Source organism: Lysobacter sp. (assembly GCA_013141175.1).
Lineage (GTDB): Bacteria > Pseudomonadota > Gammaproteobacteria > Xanthomonadales > Xanthomonadaceae > Lysobacter_I.
This window is the reverse complement of the sequence record JABFRN010000001.1, coordinates 652,447-675,622: the sequence shown is the minus strand read 5'-3', so window position 1 is coordinate 675,622 and position 23,176 is coordinate 652,447. Positions and strand designations below refer to the sequence as shown.

Sequence of the window (23,176 nt, the reverse complement as noted above, 5' to 3'; positions counted from 1 at the left end):
GATGCGTGTCGTGCGTAAGCGTGTCGGGTGCTCGATTCCGGGCCGATCCGGTGAACTGTGCCTCAGTTCGGAAGATTGGTCGACGCCGGATGTGAAACGCCCGCCGGGAAGGCGGGCGTTCGATCATTTCAGTGCCTTGAACCGCAGCCGGTGCGGCTGCGCGCCCTCCGCGCCGAGGCGACGTTTCTTGTCTTCCTCGTACTCGCGGTAGTTGCCCTGGAAGAACTCGACGTGCGAGTCGCCTTCGAACGCGATGATGTGGGTCGCGATGCGGTCGAGGAACCAGCGGTCATGCGAGATCACGAAGGTGTTGCCGGGGAATTCCAGCAACGCGTCTTCGAGCGCGCGCAGGGTTTCGATGTCGAGGTCGTTCGACGGTTCGTCGAGCAGCAGCACGTTGCCGCCCTGCAGCAGGGTCTTCGCAAGATGCAGACGGCCGCGCTCGCCGCCGGACAGCGTCCCGACCTTCTTCTGCTGGTCCTGGCCCTTGAAATTGAAGCGGCCGATGTAGGCGCGCGACTGGATCTCGATGCCGTTGATGTTGAGGATGTCGAGGCCGCCGGAGACTTCCTGGAAGACGTTGTGGTCGCCTTCCAGCTTGTCGCGGCTCTGGTCGACGTAGGCCAGTTTGACCGTGGGACCGGTCACGATCTCGCCTTTGTCGGGCTTTTCCATGCCCATCAGCATCTTGAACAGCGTCGACTTGCCGGCGCCGTTGGGGCCGATGATGCCGACGATCGCGCCCGACGGAATCAGCATGCTGAGGTTGTCGATCAGCAGACGGTCGCCGAAGCTTTTCGACACGTTCTTGAACTCGACCACCGAGTTGCCGAGGCGCTCGCCCGGCGGAATGAAGATTTCGTTGGTTTCGTTTCTGCGCTGGTAATCGACCGACTGCAGTTCTTCGAGGCGGGCCAGGCGGGCCTTGCCCTTGGTGCGACCGCCCTTGGCGTTCTGCCGCGACCATTCGAGTTCGCGCTGGATCGCTTTCTGCCGCGACTTCTCCTGGTTGTCTTCCTGCTTCAGGCGCTCGTCCTTCTGCACCAGCCAGTCGGTGTAGTTGCCTTTCCACGGGATGCCGCGACCGCGGTCGAGTTCGAGGATCCACTCGGCGGCGTTGTCGAGGAAGTAGCGGTCATGGGTGACGGCAACCACGGTGCCGGTGTAGCGGGCGAGGAACTGTTCCAGCCATTCCACCGACTCGGCGTCGAGATGGTTGGTGGGTTCGTCCAGCAGCAGCATGTCGGGCTTCTGCAGCAGCAGGCGGCACAGCGCCACGCGGCGCTTCTCGCCGCCGGACAGCGGGCCGATCTTGGCGTCCCACGGCGGGATGCGCAGGGCATCGGCGGCGACTTCCAACTGCTGCTCCAGCAGGTGGGCGTCGTTGGTGGCGAGAATCGATTCCAGGCGCTGCTGTTCGGCGGCCAGCTTGTCGAAATCGGCGCCTTCCTCGGCGTAGGCGGCGTAGACCGCGTCGAGCGCGGCCTGGGCCTGCAGGACTTCGCCGACGCCTTCTTCCACCGCCTCGCGGACGGTCTTGTTCGGGTCGAGTTCGGGCTCCTGGGCCAGATAACCGACCTTGATGCCGGCCTGCGGGCGGGCTTCGCCCTGGAAGTCGGTGTCCACGCCGGCCATGATCTTCAGGACGGTCGACTTGCCGGCGCCGTTCAGGCCGAGCAGGCCGATCTTGGCGCCCGGAAAGAAGGACAGCGAGATGTCCTTGATGATCTGGCGTTTCGGCGGCACGGTCTTGCTGACGCCGTTCATGGTGTAGATGTATTGCGACATGGAAAGCTCCGCAGGCGGGCAGCGGCGACCTGCATGGCAGGGCCGCGAGTGGGGTCGGGTCAGCCGCGCATTATAGCGGGCGGACAGCGGTCGGGCCTGCGCCACGGGTGCGGATCGACGGCAGGCTGCGGGTCGACTGAACGCCGACCCATGTCGCCCTGTCCGGGACGGAATACGTTCAGACAGGCCGGGGCATGCTCGCACCGTACCCACCCCCGACGCATGAGGAGCACCCGGATGAAGCGTTTGAACACCGCCCGCAGCCTGCCCGTACTGACGATCCTGGCAGTCGCCGCCATCTTGGCCGCTCCTGCCGCGATGGCCCGAGACGGACATCGCAGCCGCGGCAACCACAACGATGATTACAGCGATTACCGGAATGACTCCCGGAGCCAATCCCGCTATGACGGACGCTACGACGACCGTGACGATGATCGCTATGATCGGCATCGGCGGGACGACGACCGGAATTACCGCCGCCACGGCCGGGATCGTGTCGTCTATATCGCCCCTCGCCATGCACCGCCGCGCTACGACGCCTACCCGCGCTGGTCGCGCGGCGCGCGCTACAACACCCGCGGTTATGCCCCGACCTATGTCGTGAACGACTACTACGGCTATGGCCTGCGCCAGCCGCCGCGCGGCTATCACTGGCGGCGCGACGACCGTGGCGATTTCCTGCTGGTCGCGATCGCGACCGGGATCATCGCCGAGGTCCTGTTCCACTGAGGCAGTTTCCACCGAGGCAGTCCGGACCAACGATTCCACCCAACGCAACGCGCCCTTCGGGGCGCGTTTTTCGTGGGCGGAAGTGCCTGCGGCGGTGGGCTACAATGCCGCAATCACCCCGCCCCCGGAGTTCCGATGTTTTCGCGCGATGCCCGTATTGAAGGTTTCGATCCCGAGCTGGCCGCGGCGATCGCGGCTGAGAACCGCCGCCAGGAGGATCACGTCGAGCTGATCGCGTCCGAAAACTACGCCAGCCCCCGGGTGATGGAAGCGCAGGGCAGCCAGCTCACCAACAAATACGCCGAGGGTTACGTCGGCAAGCGTTACTACGGTGGCTGCGAATACGTGGACATCGCCGAAACCCTGGCGATCAATCGCCTGAAGCAGCTCTATGGCGCCGACTACGCCAACGTCCAGCCGCATTCGGGCTCACAGGCCAACCAGGCGGTGTACTTCGCACTGCTGAAACCCGGCGACACCGTGCTGGGCATGTCGCTGGCGCACGGCGGCCATCTCACCCACGGCGCCAAGGCGAATATTTCCGGAAAACTCTTCAACATCGTGTCCTACGGCGTCAACGACCAGGGCATGATCGATTACGACGAAGTCGAGCGCATCGCGCTGGAAAGCAAGCCGAAGATGATCATCGGCGGCTTCAGCGCCTACTCGCAGATCGTCGACTGGGCGCGCTTCCGCGCCATCGCCGACAAGGTCGGTGCGTATCTGTTCGTCGACATGGCGCACGTCGCCGGTCTTGTCGCTGCGGGCGTGTATCCGAACCCGGTGCCGCACGCGCACGTCGTCACCTCGACCACGCACAAGACCCTGCGCGGCCCGCGCGGCGGTTTCATCGTCTGCAAGGCCAACGAGGAACTGGAGAAGAAGTTCCAGTCGCTGGTGTTCCCGGGCCTGCAGGGTGGCCCTTTGATGCATGTCATCGCAGCGAAAGCCGTCGCCTTCAAGGAAGCGCTGGAGCCCGAGTTCAAGGACTACCAGCAACAGGTGGTGAAGAACGCGCAGGCGATGGCGGACACCATCATCTCGCGCGGCTACAAGATCGTCTCAGGCGGCACCCGCAACCATCTGATGCTGGTCGACATGATCGGCAAGGGCATCACCGGCAAGGATGCGGAAGAAGCGCTGGGTCGCGCGCACATCACCGTGAACAAGAATGCGGTGCCCAACGATCCGCAGAAGCCGGTCTACACCTCCGGCCTGCGCATCGGTACGCCCGCCGTTACCACGCGCGGCTACAAGGAGCCGGAGTGCGTGGCGCTGGCGCACTGGATCTGCGATGTGCTGGACAACCCGACCGATGAGAACGTCATCGCCGGGGTGCGCGAGAACGTCACCAAACAGTGCCGGCAGTTTCCGGTTTACGGTTGATTGCAGAGATTCCGTAGGGTGGGCCCCGGCCCACCATCGCGGCGACAGACATCGCGATATCGAAAGGAGAATGGTGGGCCAAGGCCCACCCTACGTCATCCATCATGCATTGCCCCTTCTGCCAGCACGACAACACCCGGGTCATCGATTCGCGCGTCAGCGAAGACGGCGCCACGATCCGCCGTCGCCGCGAGTGCGAAGCCTGCGGCGAGCGTTTCAGCACGCTTGAAACGGTGGAACTGAAGCTGCCGGCGATCATCAAGTCCGACGGTCGCCGCGAACATTTCGACGCGCGCAAGCTGCGCCACAGCTTCGATCGTGCGCTGCACAAGCGACCGGTGTCTGAAGAACAGATCGAATCGGCGGTGCGCGCTGTGGTGCATCAATTGCGGATGACCACCGAACGCGAATTGGCGTCGCGCCGCGTCGGCGAGTTCGTGATGGCCGAGCTGCGCAAGCTCGACCATGTCGCTTTCGTGCGATTCGCATCGGTGTATCGCGCGTTCGAGGACGTGGCCGACTTCCGTGAAGAGCTCGACCGGCTCGAACGCGAGCTGCCCGGCGAAGGGCAGTTGCCCTTGCTGGGCGGCGAAGTCGTGCGCTTCGACAAAGACAAGAAGAAGCGCTGACGGCCGTGACGATCACGGCATTTTCCGCGACCGATCACGCGATGATGACGCGCGCGCTGCGACTCGCCGAGCGCGGCGCGTACACCACGAAACCCAATCCGATGGTCGGCTGCGTCATCGCCGATGGCGACGCGGTGATCGCGGAAGGCTGGCACGCGGTCGCGGGCGGACCGCATGCGGAAATCGTCGCGCTGCAGGCGGCCGGCGACCGCGCGCGCGGCGCCACCGTCTACGTGACCCTCGAACCCTGCGCGCATACCGGCAAGACCGGGCCTTGCGCCGATGCATTGATCGCGGCCGGTGTCGGCCGTGTCGTGGCCGCGATGCGCGACCCGTTTCCGCAGGTCGATGGGGCGGGTTTCGATGCACTGCGAGCAGCGGGTATCGCGGTCGAGCATGGTCTGATGGCCGCAGCGGCGCGACACCTGAATCACGGCTTCCTGTCGCGCGTCGAACGCAAGCGGCCGTGGGTTCGGGTGAAGCTCGCGACCAGCCTCGACGGCCGCACCGCGCTGGCCAACGGCGATTCCAAGTGGATCAGCGGCGAGGCTTCGCGCCGCGACGTGATGCATTGGCGCGCACGTGCCGGTGCGCTGCTCACCGGCGCGGGCACGGTGCTCGCCGACGACCCGCAGCTGACCGTGCGCTTCGACGAAAGCGCGTCCGACGACAGCGCGTCCGGCGAACGCATCGCATTCGTGCCGCCGTTGCGCGTGGTGCTCGATCCGGGTCTGGCGACGGTCGGACGCGGTCGCATCCGCGACGGCGCCGCGCCGACGCTGTATCTGCATTCGGCCAACGCGAAACCGCCGCGTGATTTCGGCGCGGCGCATGCGGTCGTGCCGATGCGCGATGGTCTGCTCGATCTCACCGCCGTGCTGCAACTGCTGGCGGCGCGCGGCATCAACGAAGTGCAGGTCGAAGCCGGCGCGACGCTGGCGGGCGCCTTGCTGCGCGCGGATCTGGTGGATGAAGTGCTGCTGTATGTCGCCCCGGTGCTGCTCGGCGCCGACGCGCGGCCATTGTTCGATGGGCTGCATATCGACGAGATGTCGCAGCGCCTGCGTCTGCAGACCGTGGAGACGCGCCGGCTCGGCGACGATCTGCGCCTGCTGCTGCGCCCGGAGCGTCTCGCGTGAGCGGAGCGGGTTTCTCCGATCATTTCTCGGCGGTCGCCACGCAATACGCCAGTGCGCGGCCCGAATATCCGCAGGCACTGTTCGAGTGGATCGCGGGCATTTCGCCCGCCAACGGCCGCGTCTGGGACGCCGGTTGCGGCAGCGGTCAGGCCAGCCGTGGGCTGGCCGGAGTCTTCGACGATGTGTTCGCCACCGACCCCAGCCCATCGCAGATCGCGCAGGCGGGGCAGGTCGACAAGGTCCGCTTCGCGGTGGAACCGGGCGAACACTGCAGTCTGGCCGACGCCAGCACCGATGCGGTCTGCGTCGCGCAGGCGCTGCACTGGTTCGATCGGCCCGCGTTCTTCGCCGAATGCGCGCGTGTGCTGAAACCCGGCGGCGTACTCGTGGCCTGGGGGTATCAGGACATCGAAGTGCCGCAACCACTGCGCGAAGCGGTCGGCGCATTCGCCGCGCGCATCCGCGACGCATGGCCGGCGGAACGTTTTCTGGTCGATCGCGCCTACGCCGATTTCGCGTTTCCGTTCGATGCCGTCGATACGGGCACACTGCCGGTGCGCGAGATCGCCGTCGACTGGCCGCTGATGCGGATGCTCGACTACTTCTCCAGCTATTCGGCGGTGAAACGCTATCGCGAGGCGCACGGCATCGATCCGGTCGCGGTCCACGGCTGGGAGATCGCCGAAGCATGGGGCGATTCCGGCAAAACGCAGCGGCTGCGCTGGCCTCTGTTCGTGCACGCAAGAAGGAAAACCTGATGTTTACCGGATTGATCGAGGGCGTGGGCAGCATCGCCGCCCTGGAGCCGCGCGGCGGCGACATGCGCCTGCGCATCGCGGCGGGCACGCTTGCGTTCGACGGCATTTCGTTGGGCGAAAGCATCGCCGTGAGCGGCGTATGCCTGACCGTGATCGAGTTCGATGCCGGATCCTTCGCGGCGGACGCGTCCACCGAAACCCTGTCGCTGACCACGCTGGGCGGTTTGAAACCGGGGCAGGCGGTGAATCTGGAACGCGCGATGCGACCGACCGACCGTCTCGGAGGACATCTGGTCAGCGGCCATGTCGACGGGGTCGGCCGCGTGCTGTCGATCCACGACGATGCGCGCGCGCAGCGCTGGCGCTTCGCGGCGCCGGAGGCGTTGCTGAAATACATCGCGACCAAGGGGTCGATCTGCGTCGATGGCGTCAGCCTCACCGTCAACGCGGTCGATGGCGAAGGGTTCGAGGTCGCGCTGATTCCACATACGGTTGTGCACACCGCGTTTTCGACGACAACCGTCGGCGACGTGGTGAACCTGGAAGTCGATCTGGTCGCGCGCTACGTCGAGCGGCTGTTGTCAGCGAGAGAAACGAAATGAGTTTCGCAACGATTCCGGAACTGCTGGAAGAAATCCGCGCCGGACGGATGGTGGTCATCGTCGACGACGAGGATCGCGAGAACGAAGGCGACCTGATCATGGCCGCCGGGCTGGTGCGCCCGCAGGACATCAATTTCATGGTCACGCATGCGCGCGGCCTCGTGTGCCTGTCGCTGATCCGCGAACGCTGCGGCCAGCTCGGGTTGCCGCCGATGGTGCGCGACAACACCTCGCCGCACGGCACCAATTTCACGGTCAGCATCGAGGCGGCCGAGGGCGTGACTACCGGCATCAGCGCCTACGACCGCGCGCACACCGTGCGCACGGCGGTGCGCCCGGACGCGAAGCCCGAGGATCTGTCGCAGCCCGGCCATATCTTCCCGCTGATGGCGCAGCCCGGTGGCGTGCTCAATCGGGCGGGACATACGGAGGCCGCGAGCGATCTCGCATTGCTGGCGGGCTTCGAGCCGGCCGGTGTGCTGGTGGAAATCCTGAATGCCGACGGCAGCATGGCGCGCCGGCCGCAGCTCGAAGTGTTCGCGCGCGAGCATGGCCTGAAGATCGGCTCGATCGAAGATCTGATCCGCTACCGCCTGCACAACGAACACACGATCGAACGCCTCGACGTGCGCGACATCGATACCGAGCACGGCCCGTTCCGGCTGCATACCTATCGCGACCGGATCAGCCGTAGCCTGCACTACGCGCTGCTGCGCGGCGAACCCGACCCGACCGTTCCGACGCTCGTACGCGTGCACATGCAGAACCCGCTGGCGGACGCGCTGCACTGGCGTCGCGCGGATTTCGGCCCGGCGGTGGGCGACGTGCTGGCCAGGATCGCTGCGGAAGCGCGCGGTGCACTGGTATTGCTGGGCGAGGCGCAGACCCCGGAAAGCCTGCTCGCGCGCATCCGCGAACAGCCGGAGCCTGCTGCCCGTGGTGGCGGCATGGCCGAGTGGCGCCGCAACGGTGCCGGATCGCAGATCCTGGCCGATCTGGGCCTGGGCAAGCTGCGGGTGTTGGGGACACCCAGAAAGCAGGTGGGGCTGGCGGGCTTCGGTCTGGAAGTGGTGGCCTACGAAGGGTTGTAGGGCGGGCCCCGGCCTGAGATATCCCCACTTTTTCCTCAAGAAAATCAAACGGGTCGATCGATCGGCAGTCGCCGTTCTTGTGCCCGTCGTTCCCGCGAACGCGGGAACCCAGTGCCTTTGCGCTGCGCAGAAGCCGGAAGTCGCTGGATCCCCGCATTCGCGGGGATGACGGCGTTTTTTGAAATGCTCGAAAAGTGGGGATGCCTGAGGCCCTGGCCCGCTGTTCGGCATTCATCCTGTCCACCTGCAACCTCAGGGAAGCCGGCGAGCCAAGCCTGCCCCGGCGAAAGCCGGGGGCGCACCCTATAATGCCCCGCCCAGTTCCGAGCATTCCGCATGCCTCACTTCGAAGGCGACCTGCGCGCCCCCGATGGTGCGCGTTTCGCGATCATCGCCAGCCGCTGGAACCCGCGCATCACCGAGCAACTGGTCGCCGGTGCCCGCGAGGCCTTCCTCGCCCACGGTGTGGCCGAGGATGCGGTGGATGTGATCCGCGTCCCCGGCGCCTGGGAACTGCCCGCGACCGCTTCGCGTCTCGCTTCCGGCGGCGGCCATGCCGCCATCGTCGCGCTGGGTTGCGTCATCCGTGGCGATACCCGCCATTACGAACAGGTCGCCGACGGCTGTTCCGACGGATTGATGAGGGTCTCGCTGGATTACGCGCTACCCGTGGTCAACGGTGTGTTGGCGGTCGAGCAGTACGAGCACGCCGCCGAGCGTGCCGGTGGCAGTCACGGCAACAAGGGCGAAGAGGCGGCGCTGGTCGCCATCGAGATGGCCAATCTGATGGGCAAACTGGCATGAGCAAATTTCATCGTCGCACCGATGGCGTGGATCCGGTGCTGCGCACCCGCGCCCGGCGCCGTGCGCTGCAGGCCGTGTACGCATGGCAGATGTCGGGCGCCGACGCACGCGATATCGTCAGCCAGTTCGCGCACGAGCAGGTGCGCGAAATCGCCGATCTGCCGTATTTCCAGGAACTGGTCCACGGCGTCGACGCGCACTGCAAGGAACTCGACGCGGCGCTGGCGCCGTTCCTCGACCGCACGATGGAGGAAGTCGATCCGATCGAACGCGCCGCGCTGCGCATCGCCGCCTACGAACTGCAGCACCGCATCGATGTGCCGTATCGCGTGGTGTTGAACGAAGCGGTGGAATCGGTGAAGCGCTTCGGCTCCGAACACGGCCACACCTACGTCAACGGCGTGCTCGATCACGCAGCCGTCGCGCTGCGCGCCATCGAAGTGCAGACCGCGCGCGGGAAGTGAGCGCGTCTGCGGAAGATCGGCGATTCATGTTTCGCCGTGCGCGGGCTGCGCATCCCGACGGCTATTCCTCGCTGACCCCCGCGATCGCGCCGTTTTCGCTGCGCATCTCCGGGGCCACGGACGCCCACCACGCTTTTTGCTCGGGGTCGTCCAGGAAGTCCGCATAGGACAGCTCGGCGATGGTGTCGAGCGCATAGTCCGACCGGCCTTCCGCGAGCATCGCCGCCATCGCGCGCAGCAGTGGCACGCCCGGCGCATCGTGCTCGACGAACAGGAACTGCCCGGCCTGGTTGATCTCCAGGAAATGCAGTTCGTCGTGGTCGTCGGCCACCAGATCGATGCAGCCGAAGACCAGGCCCAGTGCGTCCATCAGCCGCCGCAGCGCTGTTTCCCACGCATGGGTCAGCGCGAACGGGCGCGATGTCGCGCGATCGCCGATCGAGGCGGCGCGCCAATCGACGACGCCATCGTCCGTTTCCGGCGCATCGACGCGCACGGCGAACATGCGCCGGCCGATGACGGTCACGCGCAGGTCGTAGCGCTTGCGGACGCAGGCCTGGTAGATGCCGGGACACAGCCGCAGCGCGGCATCGTCCTGCAGCGCTGCGGCATCGAGCGTGCGCACATAGGTGCTGTAGATCCTGCCGTCGCCGTCGCGCCAGCTGTGGGTGGCGAAAGGCTTGTAGACGATGCGCTCGTGCGCCGCGAAGAAACGCCGGATTTCGTCGGGGTCCGATGAGATCAGGGTGGCGGGGAAGCGCAGGCCGCAGCGATGCGCGGCCTGCAGCTGCAGGCATTTGTTTTCGGTCGCCAACGCACGATCCGGCCGGTTGACCCAGAACACGCCGCCTGCGGCCCCAGCCACGGCGTGCACGTTGCCGGCATGGCGCTTCCACTCGTCGCGGACGAAGGCCAGATCGGCGGCCGATACGTTGTCGAATGCTTCAGGCAATCGCGGCCGGCGGAACCACACGCTGGAGGTCCGCGCTGGATCGATGCCACCGGCGAAACGCAGGCCTGCGCGGTCGTCGGCATGCAGCGACACCGGCGTCATCGCGGCATCGGCCAGCGTCTGCACCCACGTCGGGTGGTAGCCACTGCGCCGCAGCGCCCAGCACACGGCGGCGGCATGCACGTCGTGGGCGTGGCCGGAGAGGATCAGCGGTTGCTTCTTCGCGTGCGCAGCGTGCGCGTGTGGAGCATCGGTGGGCATGTGCGCTATGTCGCGGCGAAGGAGGTGGCAATGAAAACGCCGCGCTCCCTCAAGGCAGCGCGGCGTGGCGGAACGGATGCGCGCGTCGCCGGGCGTGCCGGCATCCGCGAAGATCGGTCCGCTGACGGATCAGATGGAGCTGCCCGGATCGCCGGGGTCGTCGCCGTTCGGACCGGTGGCGTGGGTGTGGGTCGGGCGCCCACCGGCGATTTTCTCGATTTCCTGCGGCGACAATTCACGCGCGACGGTGCGGGCGATCGGACGGACGGTGGTGTCCTGGGACTTGTCCTCGAACTTCGACATTGCTTGCACTCCTTACAATCATCCTGAGGAAGAAACGGTAGCCGGGGTATTTCCCGGTGCGGTACTGCGATCTCCGACATCGAACGGCTTTCGGATCGGATGCCGGAACCGGTTTCCACGACGCCCGCATCTGAACGATGGGGACATCGCGGGAACGGTTCGAGTCTATTCGGCGCGATCCGCAGGGGTGTTAACTTCCCGTAAGCCGATGTCGACCCCGTCGCACTTATGACTCATGGCGTTGCGTCCGTGCGGAACCGCGCATGAAGCCGTGCATCGAACTGCGCCTGAGACCACGCTTCCACCTTGCCGTCCGCGACCATCAGGATGCGGTCCGCGCTGCGGATCGTATCCGGGCGATGCGCGATGATCAGCCGGGTGATGCGCAATGCGGCGATTTCCGCATTGATCCTGTATTCACGCTCGACATCGAGATGGCTGGTGGCTTCGTCCAGCACCAGGATGTCGGGATTGCGGAACAGCGCGCGCGCCAGCAGCACGCGCTGTTTCTGCCCGCCCGACAGCGCCGAGCCCATGTCGCCGACCAGCGTTTCGTAACCCATCGGCATCGCCGCGATTTCATCGTGGATGCCGGCGTGCCGTGCGGCCGTCATCACCGTTTCCGGCAATGCGCCGGCATCGAAGAAAGCGATGTTGTCGGCGATCGAACCGGCGAACAGCACATCGTCCTGCATCACCGCGCCGACCCGGGAACGATAGGCCGATAGACCATAGCGCGCGATATCGACGCCGCCGATCCTCACCGTGCCTTCGTCCGGCGGCAGCAGTCCCAGCAGCAGTTTCGCCAGCGTGGTCTTGCCCGCGCCGGAGGGTCCGACGATGGCGACCGATTCGCCCGCTGCGATGCGGAAACTGCAGTCGCGCACGATCCATGGCTCGTCTTCGCCGTAGCGGAAACCCAGGCCTTCGATGTCCAGCGACGGCTCCGGCGGCGGGCCGGCATATTCGCCCATGCGATCGCCCACGCCGTCGCGCTCCGGCGACTGCTGCGCGATATCCGCGATCCGTCGCGCATGCACGCCGAGCAGGCGCAGGTCGATGAGTTTGTCGATCAGCCCACCGGCGCGCGCGGCGAACATGTCGGCGTAGGCGATGCACAGCACCAGCGTGCCTGCGGTCATCGAACCGCCAAGCGCCATGCCTGCGCCGAGCCAGATCAGCAGCACCCGCTGCGCGCCGAACACCAGCTTGGACAGCGCCGAGAACGTGGCGGTCGCGCGGCGCACCGCAGCGTCCTGCCGCGCGGCGTCGTTGGCTGCGTTCGCCAGCCGTGCGCTGCGTTCGGCGTGCTGGTTGGCGAGCTTGATCGCCTGCACGCCGTGCACCGATTCGATCAGCAGCGACTGCTGGCGGGCGAGGCTGACCAGATGGCCTTCCTTCAGTCGCCACAGCCGGCGGTAGCTCCACGCGCGCAACAAGGCATACGCCGCGAAACCGATCACCACCCACACCGTGAGCGTCGGCGAATACACCAGCAGCAGGCCCAGCACCAGCACCACCGTCAGCCCATCGAGCAGGGCCTCGACGAAGCTGGTGCTCAGCGTCTGCTGCACGCTCTGCACCGACAGGAACCGCGACAGCACCTCGCCGACGCTGCGCTTGGCGAAAAAGGTCAACGGCAGCCGCAGCAGGTGCCCGGCCAGATGCGTCGACCACTGCGCCTCGAACGCCGCCGCGATGTCGGCCACCACCCAGCCGCGCACCGCGGCGATCACGCTCTGGAAGAGCACGGCGGCGAGAAAGCCCAGCGCCAGCAACGTCAGCAATTCCGTATCCGCCGACACCAGCACCCGATCGATCACCCATTGCATCGACATCGGCAGCAGCAGCGTGAACAGCTCCAGCGCCAGCGCCAGCGAAAAGATCTGCACGAGCGCCGGCCGCCAGCCGATGACCTCGCCGACCAGCGCGCGCAGACGGATCGGTTCGCGCGCGCGCACCGGCTGGAAATGGTCGTTCGGGGTCAGTTCCAGCACCACGCCGGTGAAGTGGCGGCCGAGCTCTGCGATCGACATCCTCACCTCGCCACGCGCCGGATCGTGGATCTCGGCGATGCCGCGCGCGACGCGTTTGAGCACCACGAAATGATTCATGTCCCAGTGCAGGATGCACGGCACGCGCAGATCGGGCAGATGCTCGGGTTCTGCGCGCAGCGGTCGCGCCGCCAGATCCAGCCGGTCGGCGATCGCGATCAGTCGCGACAGCGACGCGCCCTTGATCGACACCGCGAAACGCCTGCGCATGCCGGCCATGTCGACATCGTGCCCGTGGTACGCCGCGACCATGGCGAGACAGGCCAGCCCGCATTCGGCGATCTCGTTCTGATGGATCACCGGCAGCTCGCCGCGGCGCGCGCGCCGTGCGAAGCCGCTCATGTACCGCTCCCGCTGCTGTTGCCGACATGGCTGCCGCTGCCGGCCGGGAAGAACACGTATTCGTAAAGCCGCCGGCGTTCGAGCAGCAGATCCGCTTCCAGGGTCATGCTGGCCCGCAGCGGTAGTGCCCGGCCGTCGGCATGATTGGTTTGCGGATCGAGGGCGACCAGCACCCGGTACGCGGGGGCGCTCGTCTTCATGCCGTTGCGCCGGTTGATTTCCTCGGGCGACAGCGCGGAGCGCGATACCGAGAGCACGCGCCCGGACTGCACGCCGTAGCGCCGGAACGGAAAGGCTCGATAGCGCAGCGCGACGCGCGTGCCCGGCGACAGTTCGCCGATCGCATCGCTCGGCGCCCACAGTTCGGCGCGCAGCACCGAGCCTTCGGGAATCAGCGAGAGCAGACGCTGGCCACGGGTCACGGATTGCCCGGATTCCACCGCCAGTCCGGACACCACGCCACGGCGCTGCGCGCGCACCAGCGCGCCGCCATCGACGGCGTTGCGCGCGGCCACCTGCGACAGATCGGCCAATCGGCGCTGCAGATCGTTCTGGCGCAGTGCGGAGGTCGAGCGCAGCGTCGCGACAGCGGCTTCGGCATCGTCCAGCCGGCGCTGCGTCTGCGACAGCGCCTGCCGCGCATCCTCCGCAGCGGCGCGCGCTTCGGTGGCATCGGTTTCGTACTGTGCGATCTGCACATCGCTGACGATCCGCTCGCGCTGCAGCGGGCGGATGCGCTCCAGCAGCGCACGCGCCTGCGTCGCCTGGCGTTCACGCAGCTGCAACGTGCGTTCTGCCGTCGCCAGCTCGCTGCGCAATGCGGCCGAACGCTCGCGCAGTGCGTTGGCGTCGCGGTCGCCGGCCGCTTCCAGCACATCCATATCCGCTTCGATCAGCGCGCGCTGGCGTTCCAGCTGCCCGGCGACGGTGGCACCGGCATCGCCGGTGGACCAGCGCGGACTTTCGATGGAGGAGGCGATTTCGATCAGCGGCTGCTGCGCATCGACGCGATCGCCTTCCGCGACTTTCACGACCGTCACCACGCCGGTATTCGGCGACACCGCCGCGAGCAAGCCCTGCGATGGCACCAGCAACCCCTGGACGCGAACCTTGCGCACGTGTTGGCCGAAAATCAGGAACGCAGCGACGCAGGCGACCAGCGCCAGCGCCAGCAGCGTCATCGGCCAGGCGATCCGTGGCGACGGCAGACGCGTGGTCCCCAGCCACGCGTCTTTGCGCGCCTGGCCGACTTCCGGTCTGAACAGGTTGTCCGTCATGCTTGCCCTCCGTGCGCCGCGATCCGCTGTCGCAGGGGACGACGGCCTGGAGGCGTGGCGGTATGGTTCCAGAAAGCGCCGGGCCCGCCAACCGGCGTGCGGCCGTCGCAGCCCATCTGTGCGAATCGCCTGCGATCCGGACCACCCGCAGCGCTGTGTCACCATAGCCCAAGACCCGCCGACGCGGGCAAAAACACCCGGACCACACGCAGACCGCACGCAGAGACCGCATGACCGCCCGCGCTTCCGAATTCGACCTCATCGCCCGCATCCGCCAGCGCGCCACCGCGCGTGGCGACGTGATCGTGGGCATCGGCGACGACGCGGCGATCCTGTCGGTGCCGCCCGGCATGCGGCTGGTCGTGGCGATGGACACGCTGAATGCCGGCGTGCATTTTCCGGCGGAGACCGCACCCGCCGACGTCGGCTGGAAATCGCTTGCGGTGAATCTGTCCGATCTCGCCGCGATGGCCGCCACCCCAGCGTGGTGCACGCTGTCGCTGTCGTTGCCGCAGCCCGATGCGGCATGGCTCGATGGTTTTCTCGATGGTTTTCTCGAACTCGCGGTGCAGCACGATGTGACGCTGATCGGCGGCGACACCACGCGCGGGCCGTTGTCGATCTGCGTGACCGCGCACGGTCTGGTCGATCCGCGCGGCGCATTGCTGCGCAGTACGGCGCGTGCGGGCGACGATGTGTGGGCGACCGGCACGCTCGGCGATGCGGCGGCTGCGCTGCGACAGTGGCAAGCGGGCGGTGGAATCGATGCGGCCCTGCGCGCGCGTCTCGATCGGCCGACACCGCGCATCGCGGCGGGTCTGGCGCTCGCCGGCATCGCGCACGCCTGCATCGATATCTCCGACGGCCTGCTTGCCGATCTGGGGCATGTCTGTCGCGCCAGCCGCGTCGGTGCGGAACTCGATGTCGATGCGCTGCCGGCATCGGATGCGCTGATCGCCGCGTTCGATCCTGCGACGCGTCGCGAACTTCAAATTGCCGGCGGCGACGATTACGAACTGTGCTTCACCGCGCCGAAGACCGCGCGTCTCGCGGTGCAGGAAGCGATGAGCGCCTGCGATGTGCCCGTCGCCCGCATCGGCTGCATCAACGCCGATGCGGGTAATCTCCTGCTGCGCGATGCCGCAGGTGCGGAGTGGTCGCCGCCGCGCGCCGGGTACGTGCATTTCGAAGGTTGAAGCGTGGTATCGGCGTCCTGTGTTCTGTCATCCCGAGCGTAGCGAGGGACCTGCTTTCATCGCAGTCTCGACCGAGCGCGATCAATACCCGAAACACCCGCGCACCCCATGGAATCTTCGCACTTTGAACAGCAGGTCCCTCGCTGCGCTCGGGATGACACGTCAAGCCGAGCTCAATCCCGCGCGAACAATGCATGCACCCGTTCGCGCAACGCCGGCACTACGTCGTTTTCGAACCACGGATTGGCCTTGAACCAGCCGATGTTGCGCGGACTGGGATGCGGCAACGGCAGATGCTCCGGCATGTATTCGCGCCAAGCGCGAACTGTTCCGGTCAGCGTTGCCTTGCGTCGATTTCCAAGGAAGTATGCCTGCGCATACTGTCCGATCAGCAGCGTCAGCCTCACGTTGCGCAGCATCGGCAGCAGTCGCGGATGCCAGGTCGCGCGGCATTCCGGTCGCGGCGGCGCATCGCCGGCGCCGCTTTTGCCGGGATAGCAGAAGCCCATCGGCACGATCGCGATACGCGACGCGTCGTAGAAGGTTTCGACATCCATCTCCAGCCATTCGCGCAGACGTTTGCCACTGGCGTCGTCCCAGGGAATACCGCTCGCATGTACCTTCGTGCCGGGCGCCTGGCCGACGATCAGCAGCCGCGATGTCGCGCTCGCGCGCAGCACCGGGCGTGGGCCGAGCGGCAAATGCGTTTCGCACAGCCGGCAGGCGCGGATGTCGGCGAGCAATGCCTCAAGCGGCGGGCGTTCGGGCTTCGGGCTCACGGCGGCAGCAGTTTGCCGGGGTTGAGGATGCCGTCCGGATCGAATGCCGCCTTGACCGCGCGCATCATCGCCAGCGTCGGTGCGTCGACGGCCTGCGGCATGAAGTCGCGCTTCGCCAGACCGATGCCGTGCTCGCCGGAGAGCGTTCCGCCGAGCGACAGGGTCAGTGCGAACACGCGCGACATCGCTGCATGCGCACGTTCGTTCTGTGCCGGGTCGTCCGGGTCGTACATCAGATTGACGTGCAGATTGCCGTTGCCGGCATGGCCGAAGCAGACGATCGGCAGTGAGACTTCTCGCGACAGCATCTGCACGCCAGCGACGAGTTCTGGAATCCGCGACACCGGCACCACCACGTCTTCGTTGATCTTGCCCGGCGCGAGGCTGCGCAACGCGGGCGAGAGCGCCTTGCGGGCGGCCCATAGACGCTCGCGCGCGGCTTCGTCGGCGGCGGGTTCGACATCGAGGCAACCATCGCCGCGTGCGGCGGCACCCAATGCCTCCAGCGCATGCGGCAAGGTGTGCGCATCGCCGTCGGCTTCGATCATCAGCAGCGCGCCGGCATGTTCGGGAATATCGGTTCCGCCGGTGCTCGCGCGCATCTGCGCGCGCGCCAGCCGAACCGCGTGGCTGTCCATGAATTCGAGCATCGATGGCGTCACCGGCTGCGCCATCAGCCGCGCGACGGCGGCGGCGGCGGCGTCGACATCGCGATACAGCGCACGCAGTGCGCGGCGCGCGGCCGGCAGCGGCGCGAGTTTCAGCGTCGCCTCCACGATCAGGGCCAGCGTGCCTTCGCTGCCGACCAGCAGCCGCTGCAGGTCGTAGCCGGTCGCGCCTTTCGTGGTGGCGCTGCCGCACTGGATCAGTTCGCCAGTGCCGGTGACGGCCGTCAGCGCAAGGATGTTGTCGCGGCTGGCGCCGTATTTCACCGCGCGCGGGCCGCCGGCATTGCAGGCGAGGTTGCCGCCGATGGTGGAGAAATCCGCGCTGGTCGGATCCGGCGGCCAAAACAGCCCATGCGGTTTCAACGCGCGCTGCAGGTCGCCATTCAATACGCCGGGCTCCACCACCGCGCAGCGGTCGCCGGGGCGGATGTCGAGGATGCGGTGCATGCGTTCGAACGACACCACCACGCCGCCCGCGATCGGCACCGACGCGCCGGTGGTATTGGTGCCGCGTCCACGTGCGATCACCGGCACGCGATGGGTGCGGCATGCGCGCACCAGCGCGACGACCTGTTCCTGCGTCGACGGCAGCGCGACCGCATCGGGCATCGCCTGTCGCCGCGAGTTGTCGTAACCGTAGGTCAGACGCTCGCTGGCATCGGTGCGCCACCCGTCGCCGAGCGCATCGGCGAGCGTACGGATCAGGTCGGCGGGCAGGGCAGTCATCGCGCGATTGTAGGGCGGCCCCAGGCCCGCCGCTGCAATACCCATAGCGGCAGCGATAGTCCGAGTATCGGCAACCACACCCACTGCAATTCCGACCACAGGACCGTCGCCCCGCGCGCGCTGAAGAATCCGGCGCCGATCGGCGACACCGCGATCGGCCGCCACGGCGCGAAGAAGCGCTCGTGCGACCACGGCCACAGCAGCGCCACGCCGAGGCCGCCGTTGGTCAATGCATCGAGCAGCGGGTGCGAAGCGGTGCAGAAGGCCAGCCACCAGAACGCGCGCCATCGCGTCGTGCGCAACCACGGTGCGACCATCGCGCCGAACAGCGCGACCGCCAGCGCGAAGACGAACGAATGGCTCGCGCCGCGATGCCCGAACTGATCGGCGTAGGCGATGCCGAGCTTGAATGCGACGGTGTCGAAATCGGGCGCCATCGCCACGAACATGCCGGCCGCGATCAAGCGCGGCGAGATCGTGTTGCGGCCGAGCGCGAGGCCCAGGGCGAGCGGCACGACGGCATGGGTGAAGATGGTCGGCATCGTGTTCGATCTACGGATAGAAGAACCAGACGCTGGCGATCAGGCCGTCGCGGATCTGGTACACGGCCATCACTTCCGAAGGCTGTTCGCCCAGGCCGTGGATGCGTTCGTGGTCGGCGACCTTGTCGCCCAGCGCGATGCGGCCCAGCAGTTCGGCGCGCAGGTCCGGAATCGAAAAACGATGTTCGGCATAGAACGCGCGCAATGCGGCATTGCCGACAATATGTGGCGCTTCCGCCGGCATCCGGAACAGGCGGGCATCCGCGCTGAAACAGTCGGCGAAGCGTTCGAGATCGTGCGCGTTGTAGGCATCCAGCTGGCGTTGCACGATCTCGGTCGGGGTCATCGCGATACCTCGGGCTCGATATTCAGACGTCGTCGGCGCGAAACGCATCGCGCAGCCAGTCGAAGGTGGGTGTTTCCGGGTCTCCGCTGGCGTCGATCACGTCGAAGCGGCAAGGTACGCGCGCGTACTCGCGATGCGCGGCGAGGAACTGGTGGGCCGCGCGCACCAGTTTGCGGCATTTGTTGGCATCGACCGATGCGGCGCCACCGCCGAAGCCGGCGCCGCGTCGATAGCGCACTTCGACGAAAACCAGCGCGTCGCCGTCGCGCATCACCAGATCGAGTTCGCCGCCGCGGTAATGGGCGTTGGCGGCGACGGGTTCCAGCCCGTTTTGCTGCAGGAAATCGCGGGCCAGCGCTTCGACGCGCGCGCCCTGCGCGCGCCGATCGTTTCGCCGAGCCGGGCTTCGGCTCTCAGTCGCCACTGCGGGTGAGGGCGACGATCTGGCCGTTGCTGAAAGTCGACCATGCCGGGCTGCGCACGATATTGCCGAAGCCGTCGATGCGCAGGTCGCCGGTGGCGCCGTCGATCTTGCCGTTCGCCTGGGTGGCGAGGCGTTCGAGATAGGCGGTGAGCAGCCACGCGTCGTAGCCGAACGCGAACAGCTTGGCCGCCGGGCCGCGCGCGGTCGACAGCATGCCGCCGGTGGCGTCGGCCGAAGGCAGGCCGGCGATGCCCTGCACGCTCCAGGTTTCGGCCGGGAAGGCGATACCGTCGAGCAGCTTGTCCTGCTCCGGCTTGCCGGTGCCCGACAGCAACTGCGCGGTGGAAACGCGCGGTTTGTCGGCGAGGTTGGCAGCGGTCAGCTGCGGCGCCAGCGCACGCGCCTGTCCGCTCTTCAGCGCGAGAAAGAGCGCGTCGACGCCGCCTTCCTTCTGCGCGACCGCCTGCAGCGCAGCAGTGCTGTCGGCCGGTTTTTCCGCGATGGTCAGCGTTTCGATCACGGTGCCGCCGCGGCTCGCGAGATGTTCGCGGAAGGCCGTGGCGCTGCGGCGCATGCCATCGTCGCTGCCGACCAGCACCAGCACCCGACGCGCTTTGCGCGCGAGCAGGTATTCGGCGGCGGCGATGCCGTCGTCCTCCGGCGCCAGCGCGAAGCTGGCGTTGCCGCTCGGCGGCGCGGTGGGGCCGCGATTCAGCGCCAGCACCGGTACGTTGAGCTGCGATTCCTTGAACAGCGCACCGACTTCGTCGCGGCCGAGCGGGCCGACCACGTAATCGGCGCCTTCGGTGCTCGCCTTCTGATAAGCGGCGACGGCGCCGGCCGGCGTGCCGCTGGTGTCGTAGAACACGATCTCCGGCCGCTGCCGGTGTTCGCCGAAATAACCGGCGAGCAGACCGTCGCGCACCGGCGACGACGCTGCGGCCATCGCACCGCTCAGCGGCAGCAGCACCGCGAGTTTGCGCGGCGGCCGATAGCCGTCGCGATCCGCCGGAGGACGGTTGCCGGCGGTGAAACGCCAGTTGCCTTCGCGGTCGAACGGGCGCGGCAGGGACAGGCCACGGCGCAGCAGTTCGCGACCGATGAAGTTGTAGAGCGGATCGCCGTCGCGCAGCATCCCGGCTTCGTTGCTCAGCACGGCGTTGTCGAGACCCGCGACGATGCGCTCGATCTCGCGGCCGTTGTCGGCCTTGGCCTGGCCGGTCAGGGTGTCGTGGTTGGCGGCGAGGGCGGAGGCCTGTGCAACCAGTGGATTGACCCGGTAGGTCGACGGCTTGGTGCCGCCGGGCTTGGTCGGCACGCAGGCGGTGAGCCCCAAGGCGAGCAAACCGGTGCAAAGCCAAGCCAACGTCGTCGAATTCATGCGCATCGCCGCAACCCTTGAGTGAACCGTTAGGATTCTACCCGCCTGCCACACCCCGAGCGAGCCAGATCCGATGTCCATCCCCGCCGCTGCAGGCATTCTCTATGTTGTCGCCACCCCGATCGGCAATCTGGGCGACCTGTCGCCGCGCGCCCTCGATACCCTGCGCGCGGTCGCCGCGATCTGTGCCGAGGACACCCGCCATACCCGCCAGCTGCTGTCGCATTACGGCGTCGAGCAGACCCTGATCGCCCTGCACGAGCACAACGAAGCCGGGATGGCCGAACGCATCGTTGCCCGCCTGTCGGCCGGAGAGTCGCTGGCGCTGGTGTCGGATGCCGGCACCCCGCTGGTCAGCGATCCCGGCTTCCGCCTGGTCGCCGCCGCCCGCGCCGCCGGCATCAAGGTCAGCCCGATTCCCGGCCCAAGCGCCCTCATTGCCGCGCTCAGCGTCGCCGGCCTGCCCAGCGACCGCTTCGCCTTCGAGGGTTTTCTTCCCGCCAAGGCGGGAGCACGCCGCGAACGTTTCGCCGAACTGGCCAGCGAGCCGCGCACGCTCCTGTTCTACGAGTCCTCGCACCGCATCGAGGACGCCCTCGCCGATGCCGTGGCGGTCATCGGCGCCGGCCGTCCCGCCGCGATCGCCCGCGAGCTGACCAAACTGTTCGAGACCGTGCTCAGCGGCACCCTCGGCGAACTCCACGCCCGCGTCGTTGCCGATGCCGACCAGCGCAAAGGCGAGTTCGTGCTGTTGATCCAGGGCGTGGGCGACGATGCGGACGCCAGACTGGTCGAAGGTCGCCGCGTCTACGCGAAACTCATCGAACACCTGCCGCCGTCGACCGCCGCGAAGCTGGCGGCGGAGATCACCGGCGCACCGCGAAAGGGTTTGTACGGAAGCGATCCGGGGTGACGTCGCGCCGATCATTGTCCGCCCCTGCGGTCAGGTCGTTTCGCGGTGTAAAGTCCGCAGCAGGATGACGATCACGAGGTGATGGAGATGCGGCGTTTCATGTACGGATGGTTGCTGTTGTCGGTCTGCGCGCTGTCGCGACAGGCGCATGCGGATGACGATGCCTTGATCAAGGCGGCGCAGGCGAACATCCCGGAGTTCCTTCAGCTGCTGTCGATCCCGAATGTCGCGGACAACCCCGGACACATCCGCGACAACGCGGTCTTCATCGAAACTGCGCTGAAGAAGCGCGGCTTCCGTACGCGGTTGCTGCAGAATCCGGCGAACCGGCCGCTGGTCTTCGCCCAGTTGGATGCGCCTGTCGCGGGACGTCGAACCGTCCTCTTCTATATCCATTTCGACGGTCAGCCGGTGATCCCGGAACGATGGTCGCAGCCCAGCCCGTTTTCTCCCGTCGTGAAACAGCGCGATGCGAACGGTGTGTGGACACCCGTGCCGAGCGAGCGTCTGCAGGCCACGCCCTTCGATCCGGAGCTCAGGATCTTCGCGCGTTCCGCCTCCGACGACAAAGCGCCGATCATGATGCTGCTGACCGCCATCGATCTGCTGAACGCGGAAGACGCGGCGCCGGAGTTCAACATCAAGCTGATTCTGGATTCCGAGGAAGAGATGGGTTCGCCCAGTCTTGCGGGCGTGGTGGCGTCGAACCGATCGCTGTTCGCGGCGGATGGCCTGGTGATCCTCGACGGCCCGGTGCATGCGTCCGGGCGGCCGACGCTGCTGTTCGGAAACCGTGGCATCGTCCAGGCGACGCTGGTGGTGTACGGCCCGAAAGTAGCGCTGCACAGCGGTCATTACGGCAATTACGTGCCCAACCCGGCGATGCGTCTGGCGGGATTGCTTGCCAGCATGAAGGACGACGACGGCCGCGTGCTGGTGCCCGGTTACTACGACGGCATCGATTTGACCGCATCGGATCGCGCGCTGCTCGCGGCGAGCGGCGACGATGACGCCGCGTTGCGCAAGCGCCTGGGCATCGCCAGGGCCGAGCGTGTCGGCGAGACGTATCAGATGTCGATGCAGTATCCCTCGCTCAATGTGCGCGGCATGGCTTCTGCGGCCATCGGCGACAAGGCCGCCAATGTCGTGCCGAGCGAAGCGACGGCGGAGTTGGATCTGCGGACCACACCGGAAGCGGACGGACAGACATTGTTCGCTCTGCTCAAGACGCATATCGAGCGCCAGGGCTACCATCTGACCGATGGCCCACCGAGCGATGAAGAACGTGCCGGGCACGACAAACTCGCGAGTTTCAGCATGGGCAAATCCGAAAAAGCGGTGCGTGTGCCTGTCGATTCGTCCGTGGGGCGTTGGGCGTACACGGCCACCGAAGCCGTGGCGACGACCGGAGACAAGCCGGTACGGATTCGCATGGTCGGCGGTACCGTTCCGACCGCAACGCTGGTCGATGCGCTGCGGCTGTCGTTCGTCATCGTGTCGACGGTGAATGCCGACAACAACCAGCACACCCACGACGAGAATCTGCGCATGGGCAACATCATCAGCGGAACGCGCACGATCCGCAGCCTGCTGACGACGCCGTATCCTTGAGCGTGCGCATG

General features: G+C 67.0%; 23 protein-coding genes. 12 read left to right on the top strand and 11 right to left on the bottom strand.

What is annotated here, in order from left to right:
- Nucleotides 1–123 precede the first annotated feature (123 nt).
- Nucleotides 124–1,788: an energy-dependent translational throttle protein EttA gene (ettA, locus tag HOP03_03135; protein ID NOT87157.1), complete on the bottom strand. Its 1,665-nt coding sequence runs from the start codon at nucleotides 1,786–1,788 to the stop codon at nucleotides 124–126.
- A gap of 150 nt (nucleotides 1,789–1,938) precedes the next feature.
- On the opposite strand from ettA, the gene HOP03_03130 reads away from it, so the two are divergent.
- The 9 genes from HOP03_03130 (at nucleotide 1,939) to nusB (ending at nucleotide 9,390) form a co-directional block, all read left to right on the top strand.
- Nucleotides 1,939–2,517, top strand: a complete 579-nt coding sequence (locus HOP03_03130) for an RcnB family protein (GenBank protein ID NOT87156.1) — start codon at nucleotides 1,939–1,941, stop codon at nucleotides 2,515–2,517.
- A 135-nt stretch (nucleotides 2,518–2,652) separates the two neighbouring features.
- A complete protein-coding gene (locus HOP03_03125; protein ID NOT87155.1) occupies nucleotides 2,653–3,903 on the top strand; it encodes a serine hydroxymethyltransferase in 1,251 nt (416 codons plus the stop codon).
- Nucleotides 3,904–4,007: 104 nt separating this feature from the next.
- The gene (nrdR, locus tag HOP03_03120) at nucleotides 4,008–4,532 is read left to right on the top strand and encodes a transcriptional repressor NrdR (protein ID NOT87154.1); all 525 of its coding nucleotides are present in this window, start codon (nucleotides 4,008–4,010) and stop codon (nucleotides 4,530–4,532) included.
- On the top strand, nucleotides 4,529–5,671 hold the full coding sequence (ribD, locus tag HOP03_03115) for a bifunctional diaminohydroxyphosphoribosylaminopyrimidine deaminase/5-amino-6-(5-phosphoribosylamino)uracil reductase RibD (GenBank protein ID NOT87153.1): 1,143 nt from the start codon (nucleotides 4,529–4,531) through the stop codon (nucleotides 5,669–5,671). Before nrdR ends, ribD begins: the two co-directional genes overlap by 4 nt.
- The gene (locus tag HOP03_03110; GenBank protein NOT87152.1) at nucleotides 5,668–6,429 is read left to right on the top strand and encodes a class I SAM-dependent methyltransferase; all 762 of its coding nucleotides are present in this window, start codon (nucleotides 5,668–5,670) and stop codon (nucleotides 6,427–6,429) included. Before ribD ends, HOP03_03110 begins: the two co-directional genes overlap by 4 nt.
- On the top strand, nucleotides 6,429–7,031 hold the full coding sequence (locus tag HOP03_03105; protein NOT87151.1) for a riboflavin synthase: 603 nt from the start codon (nucleotides 6,429–6,431) through the stop codon (nucleotides 7,029–7,031). Before HOP03_03110 ends, HOP03_03105 begins: the two co-directional genes overlap by 1 nt.
- Nucleotides 7,028–8,122: a 3,4-dihydroxy-2-butanone-4-phosphate synthase gene (ribB, locus tag HOP03_03100; protein ID NOT87150.1), complete on the top strand. Its 1,095-nt coding sequence runs from the start codon at nucleotides 7,028–7,030 to the stop codon at nucleotides 8,120–8,122. Before HOP03_03105 ends, ribB begins: the two co-directional genes overlap by 4 nt.
- Before the next feature lie 336 nt (nucleotides 8,123–8,458).
- The gene (locus tag HOP03_03095; protein NOT87149.1) at nucleotides 8,459–8,926 is read left to right on the top strand and encodes a 6,7-dimethyl-8-ribityllumazine synthase; all 468 of its coding nucleotides are present in this window, start codon (nucleotides 8,459–8,461) and stop codon (nucleotides 8,924–8,926) included.
- On the top strand, nucleotides 8,923–9,390 hold the full coding sequence (gene nusB / locus HOP03_03090) for a transcription antitermination factor NusB (GenBank protein ID NOT87148.1): 468 nt from the start codon (nucleotides 8,923–8,925) through the stop codon (nucleotides 9,388–9,390). The genes HOP03_03095 and nusB overlap by 4 nt, the downstream gene beginning before the upstream one ends.
- Before the next feature lie 61 nt (nucleotides 9,391–9,451).
- Here the strand turns inward: nusB and HOP03_03085 are convergent, their stop codons facing one another.
- The 4 genes from HOP03_03085 to HOP03_03070 form a co-directional block, all read right to left on the bottom strand.
- Nucleotides 9,452–10,603, bottom strand: coding sequence for a hypothetical protein (locus HOP03_03085; GenBank protein NOT87147.1), 1,152 nt, complete (start codon nucleotides 10,601–10,603; stop codon nucleotides 9,452–9,454).
- A 129-nt stretch (nucleotides 10,604–10,732) separates the two neighbouring features.
- Nucleotides 10,733–10,906 carry a hypothetical protein gene (locus HOP03_03080; GenBank protein ID NOT87146.1) on the bottom strand — a complete coding sequence of 58 codons (174 nt, stop codon included), beginning with the start codon at nucleotides 10,904–10,906 and terminating at the stop codon, nucleotides 10,733–10,735.
- A 233-nt stretch (nucleotides 10,907–11,139) separates the two neighbouring features.
- Complete coding sequence (locus HOP03_03075) at nucleotides 11,140–13,302, bottom strand: peptidase domain-containing ABC transporter (GenBank protein NOT87145.1); 2,163 nt, start codon at nucleotides 13,300–13,302, stop codon at nucleotides 11,140–11,142.
- A complete protein-coding gene (locus HOP03_03070) occupies nucleotides 13,299–14,579 on the bottom strand; it encodes an HlyD family efflux transporter periplasmic adaptor subunit (protein NOT87144.1) in 1,281 nt (426 codons plus the stop codon). The genes HOP03_03075 and HOP03_03070 overlap by 4 nt, the downstream gene beginning before the upstream one ends.
- 230 nt (nucleotides 14,580–14,809) lie before the next feature.
- On the opposite strand from HOP03_03070, the gene thiL reads away from it, so the two are divergent.
- Nucleotides 14,810–15,775 (top strand): thiamine-phosphate kinase, encoded by a 966-nt coding sequence (thiL, locus tag HOP03_03065; GenBank protein NOT87143.1) that lies wholly within the window; start codon nucleotides 14,810–14,812, stop codon nucleotides 15,773–15,775.
- Nucleotides 15,776–15,948: 173 nt separating this feature from the next.
- Here the strand turns inward: thiL and HOP03_03060 are convergent, their stop codons facing one another.
- From HOP03_03060 to HOP03_03035, 6 genes are read right to left on the bottom strand one after another with little or no spacing between them, the layout of a single operon-like run.
- Nucleotides 15,949–16,554 (bottom strand): uracil-DNA glycosylase family protein, encoded by a 606-nt coding sequence (locus HOP03_03060; GenBank protein ID NOT87142.1) that lies wholly within the window; start codon nucleotides 16,552–16,554, stop codon nucleotides 15,949–15,951.
- Complete coding sequence (locus HOP03_03055; GenBank protein NOT87141.1) at nucleotides 16,551–17,948, bottom strand: FAD-binding protein; 1,398 nt, start codon at nucleotides 17,946–17,948, stop codon at nucleotides 16,551–16,553. The genes HOP03_03060 and HOP03_03055 overlap by 4 nt, the downstream gene beginning before the upstream one ends.
- Entirely contained in the window at nucleotides 17,945–18,490 is a 546-nt protein-coding gene (locus tag HOP03_03050; GenBank protein NOT87140.1) for a metal-dependent hydrolase, read from the bottom strand. Before HOP03_03050 ends, HOP03_03055 begins: the two co-directional genes overlap by 4 nt.
- A 10-nt stretch (nucleotides 18,491–18,500) precedes the next feature.
- A complete protein-coding gene (locus HOP03_03045) occupies nucleotides 18,501–18,836 on the bottom strand; it encodes a SnoaL-like domain-containing protein (GenBank protein NOT87139.1) in 336 nt (111 codons plus the stop codon).
- 22 nt (nucleotides 18,837–18,858) lie between these two features.
- Entirely contained in the window at nucleotides 18,859–19,260 is a 402-nt protein-coding gene (locus HOP03_03040; protein ID NOT87138.1) for a YraN family protein, read from the bottom strand.
- Entirely contained in the window at nucleotides 19,250–20,740 is a 1,491-nt protein-coding gene (locus HOP03_03035) for an ABC transporter substrate-binding protein (GenBank protein ID NOT87137.1), read from the bottom strand. Before HOP03_03035 ends, HOP03_03040 begins: the two co-directional genes overlap by 11 nt.
- Between HOP03_03035 and rsmI the strand changes: the two genes are divergently transcribed.
- Nucleotides 20,715–21,554 carry a 16S rRNA (cytidine(1402)-2'-O)-methyltransferase gene (rsmI, locus tag HOP03_03030; protein ID NOT87136.1) on the top strand — a complete coding sequence of 280 codons (840 nt, stop codon included), beginning with the start codon at nucleotides 20,715–20,717 and terminating at the stop codon, nucleotides 21,552–21,554. The two genes, HOP03_03035 and rsmI, sit on opposite strands and share 26 nt — an antisense overlap.
- 81 nt (nucleotides 21,555–21,635) lie before the next feature.
- Nucleotides 21,636–23,165: a M20/M25/M40 family metallo-hydrolase gene (locus tag HOP03_03025; GenBank protein NOT87135.1), complete on the top strand. Its 1,530-nt coding sequence runs from the start codon at nucleotides 21,636–21,638 to the stop codon at nucleotides 23,163–23,165.
- The last annotated feature ends 11 nt before the right edge of the window (nucleotides 23,166–23,176 follow it).

Bases quoted from the DNA above. Each gene is read 5' to 3' on its own strand.
- ettA (NOT87157.1), bottom strand. From the start codon at position 1,788: ATGTCGCAATACATCTACACCATGAACGGCGTCAGCAAGACCGTGCCG.
- HOP03_03130 (NOT87156.1), top strand. From the start codon at position 1,939: ATGTCGCCCTGTCCGGGACGGAATACGTTCAGACAGGCCGGGGCATGC.
- HOP03_03125 (NOT87155.1), top strand. From the start codon at position 2,653: ATGTTTTCGCGCGATGCCCGTATTGAAGGTTTCGATCCCGAGCTGGCC.
- nrdR (NOT87154.1), top strand. From the start codon at position 4,008: ATGCATTGCCCCTTCTGCCAGCACGACAACACCCGGGTCATCGATTCG.
- HOP03_03105 (NOT87151.1), top strand. From the start codon at position 6,429: ATGTTTACCGGATTGATCGAGGGCGTGGGCAGCATCGCCGCCCTGGAG.
- ribB (NOT87150.1), top strand. From the start codon at position 7,028: ATGAGTTTCGCAACGATTCCGGAACTGCTGGAAGAAATCCGCGCCGGA.
- HOP03_03095 (NOT87149.1), top strand. From the start codon at position 8,459: ATGCCTCACTTCGAAGGCGACCTGCGCGCCCCCGATGGTGCGCGTTTC.
- nusB (NOT87148.1), top strand. From the start codon at position 8,923: ATGAGCAAATTTCATCGTCGCACCGATGGCGTGGATCCGGTGCTGCGC.
- HOP03_03085 (NOT87147.1), bottom strand. From the start codon at position 10,603: ATGCCCACCGATGCTCCACACGCGCACGCTGCGCACGCGAAGAAGCAA.
- HOP03_03080 (NOT87146.1), bottom strand. From the start codon at position 10,906: ATGTCGAAGTTCGAGGACAAGTCCCAGGACACCACCGTCCGTCCGATC.
- HOP03_03075 (NOT87145.1), bottom strand. From the start codon at position 13,302: ATGAGCGGCTTCGCACGGCGCGCGCGCCGCGGCGAGCTGCCGGTGATC.
- HOP03_03070 (NOT87144.1), bottom strand. From the start codon at position 14,579: ATGACGGACAACCTGTTCAGACCGGAAGTCGGCCAGGCGCGCAAAGAC.
- thiL (NOT87143.1), top strand. From the start codon at position 14,810: ATGACCGCCCGCGCTTCCGAATTCGACCTCATCGCCCGCATCCGCCAG.
- HOP03_03055 (NOT87141.1), bottom strand. From the start codon at position 17,948: ATGACTGCCCTGCCCGCCGACCTGATCCGTACGCTCGCCGATGCGCTC.
- HOP03_03050 (NOT87140.1), bottom strand. From the start codon at position 18,490: ATGCCGACCATCTTCACCCATGCCGTCGTGCCGCTCGCCCTGGGCCTC.
- HOP03_03045 (NOT87139.1), bottom strand. From the start codon at position 18,836: ATGACCCCGACCGAGATCGTGCAACGCCAGCTGGATGCCTACAACGCG.
- rsmI (NOT87136.1), top strand. From the start codon at position 20,715: ATGTCCATCCCCGCCGCTGCAGGCATTCTCTATGTTGTCGCCACCCCG.
- HOP03_03035 (NOT87137.1), bottom strand. From the start codon at position 20,740: ATGCCTGCAGCGGCGGGGATGGACATCGGATCTGGCTCGCTCGGGGTG.
- HOP03_03025 (NOT87135.1), top strand. From the start codon at position 21,636: ATGGAGATGCGGCGTTTCATGTACGGATGGTTGCTGTTGTCGGTCTGC.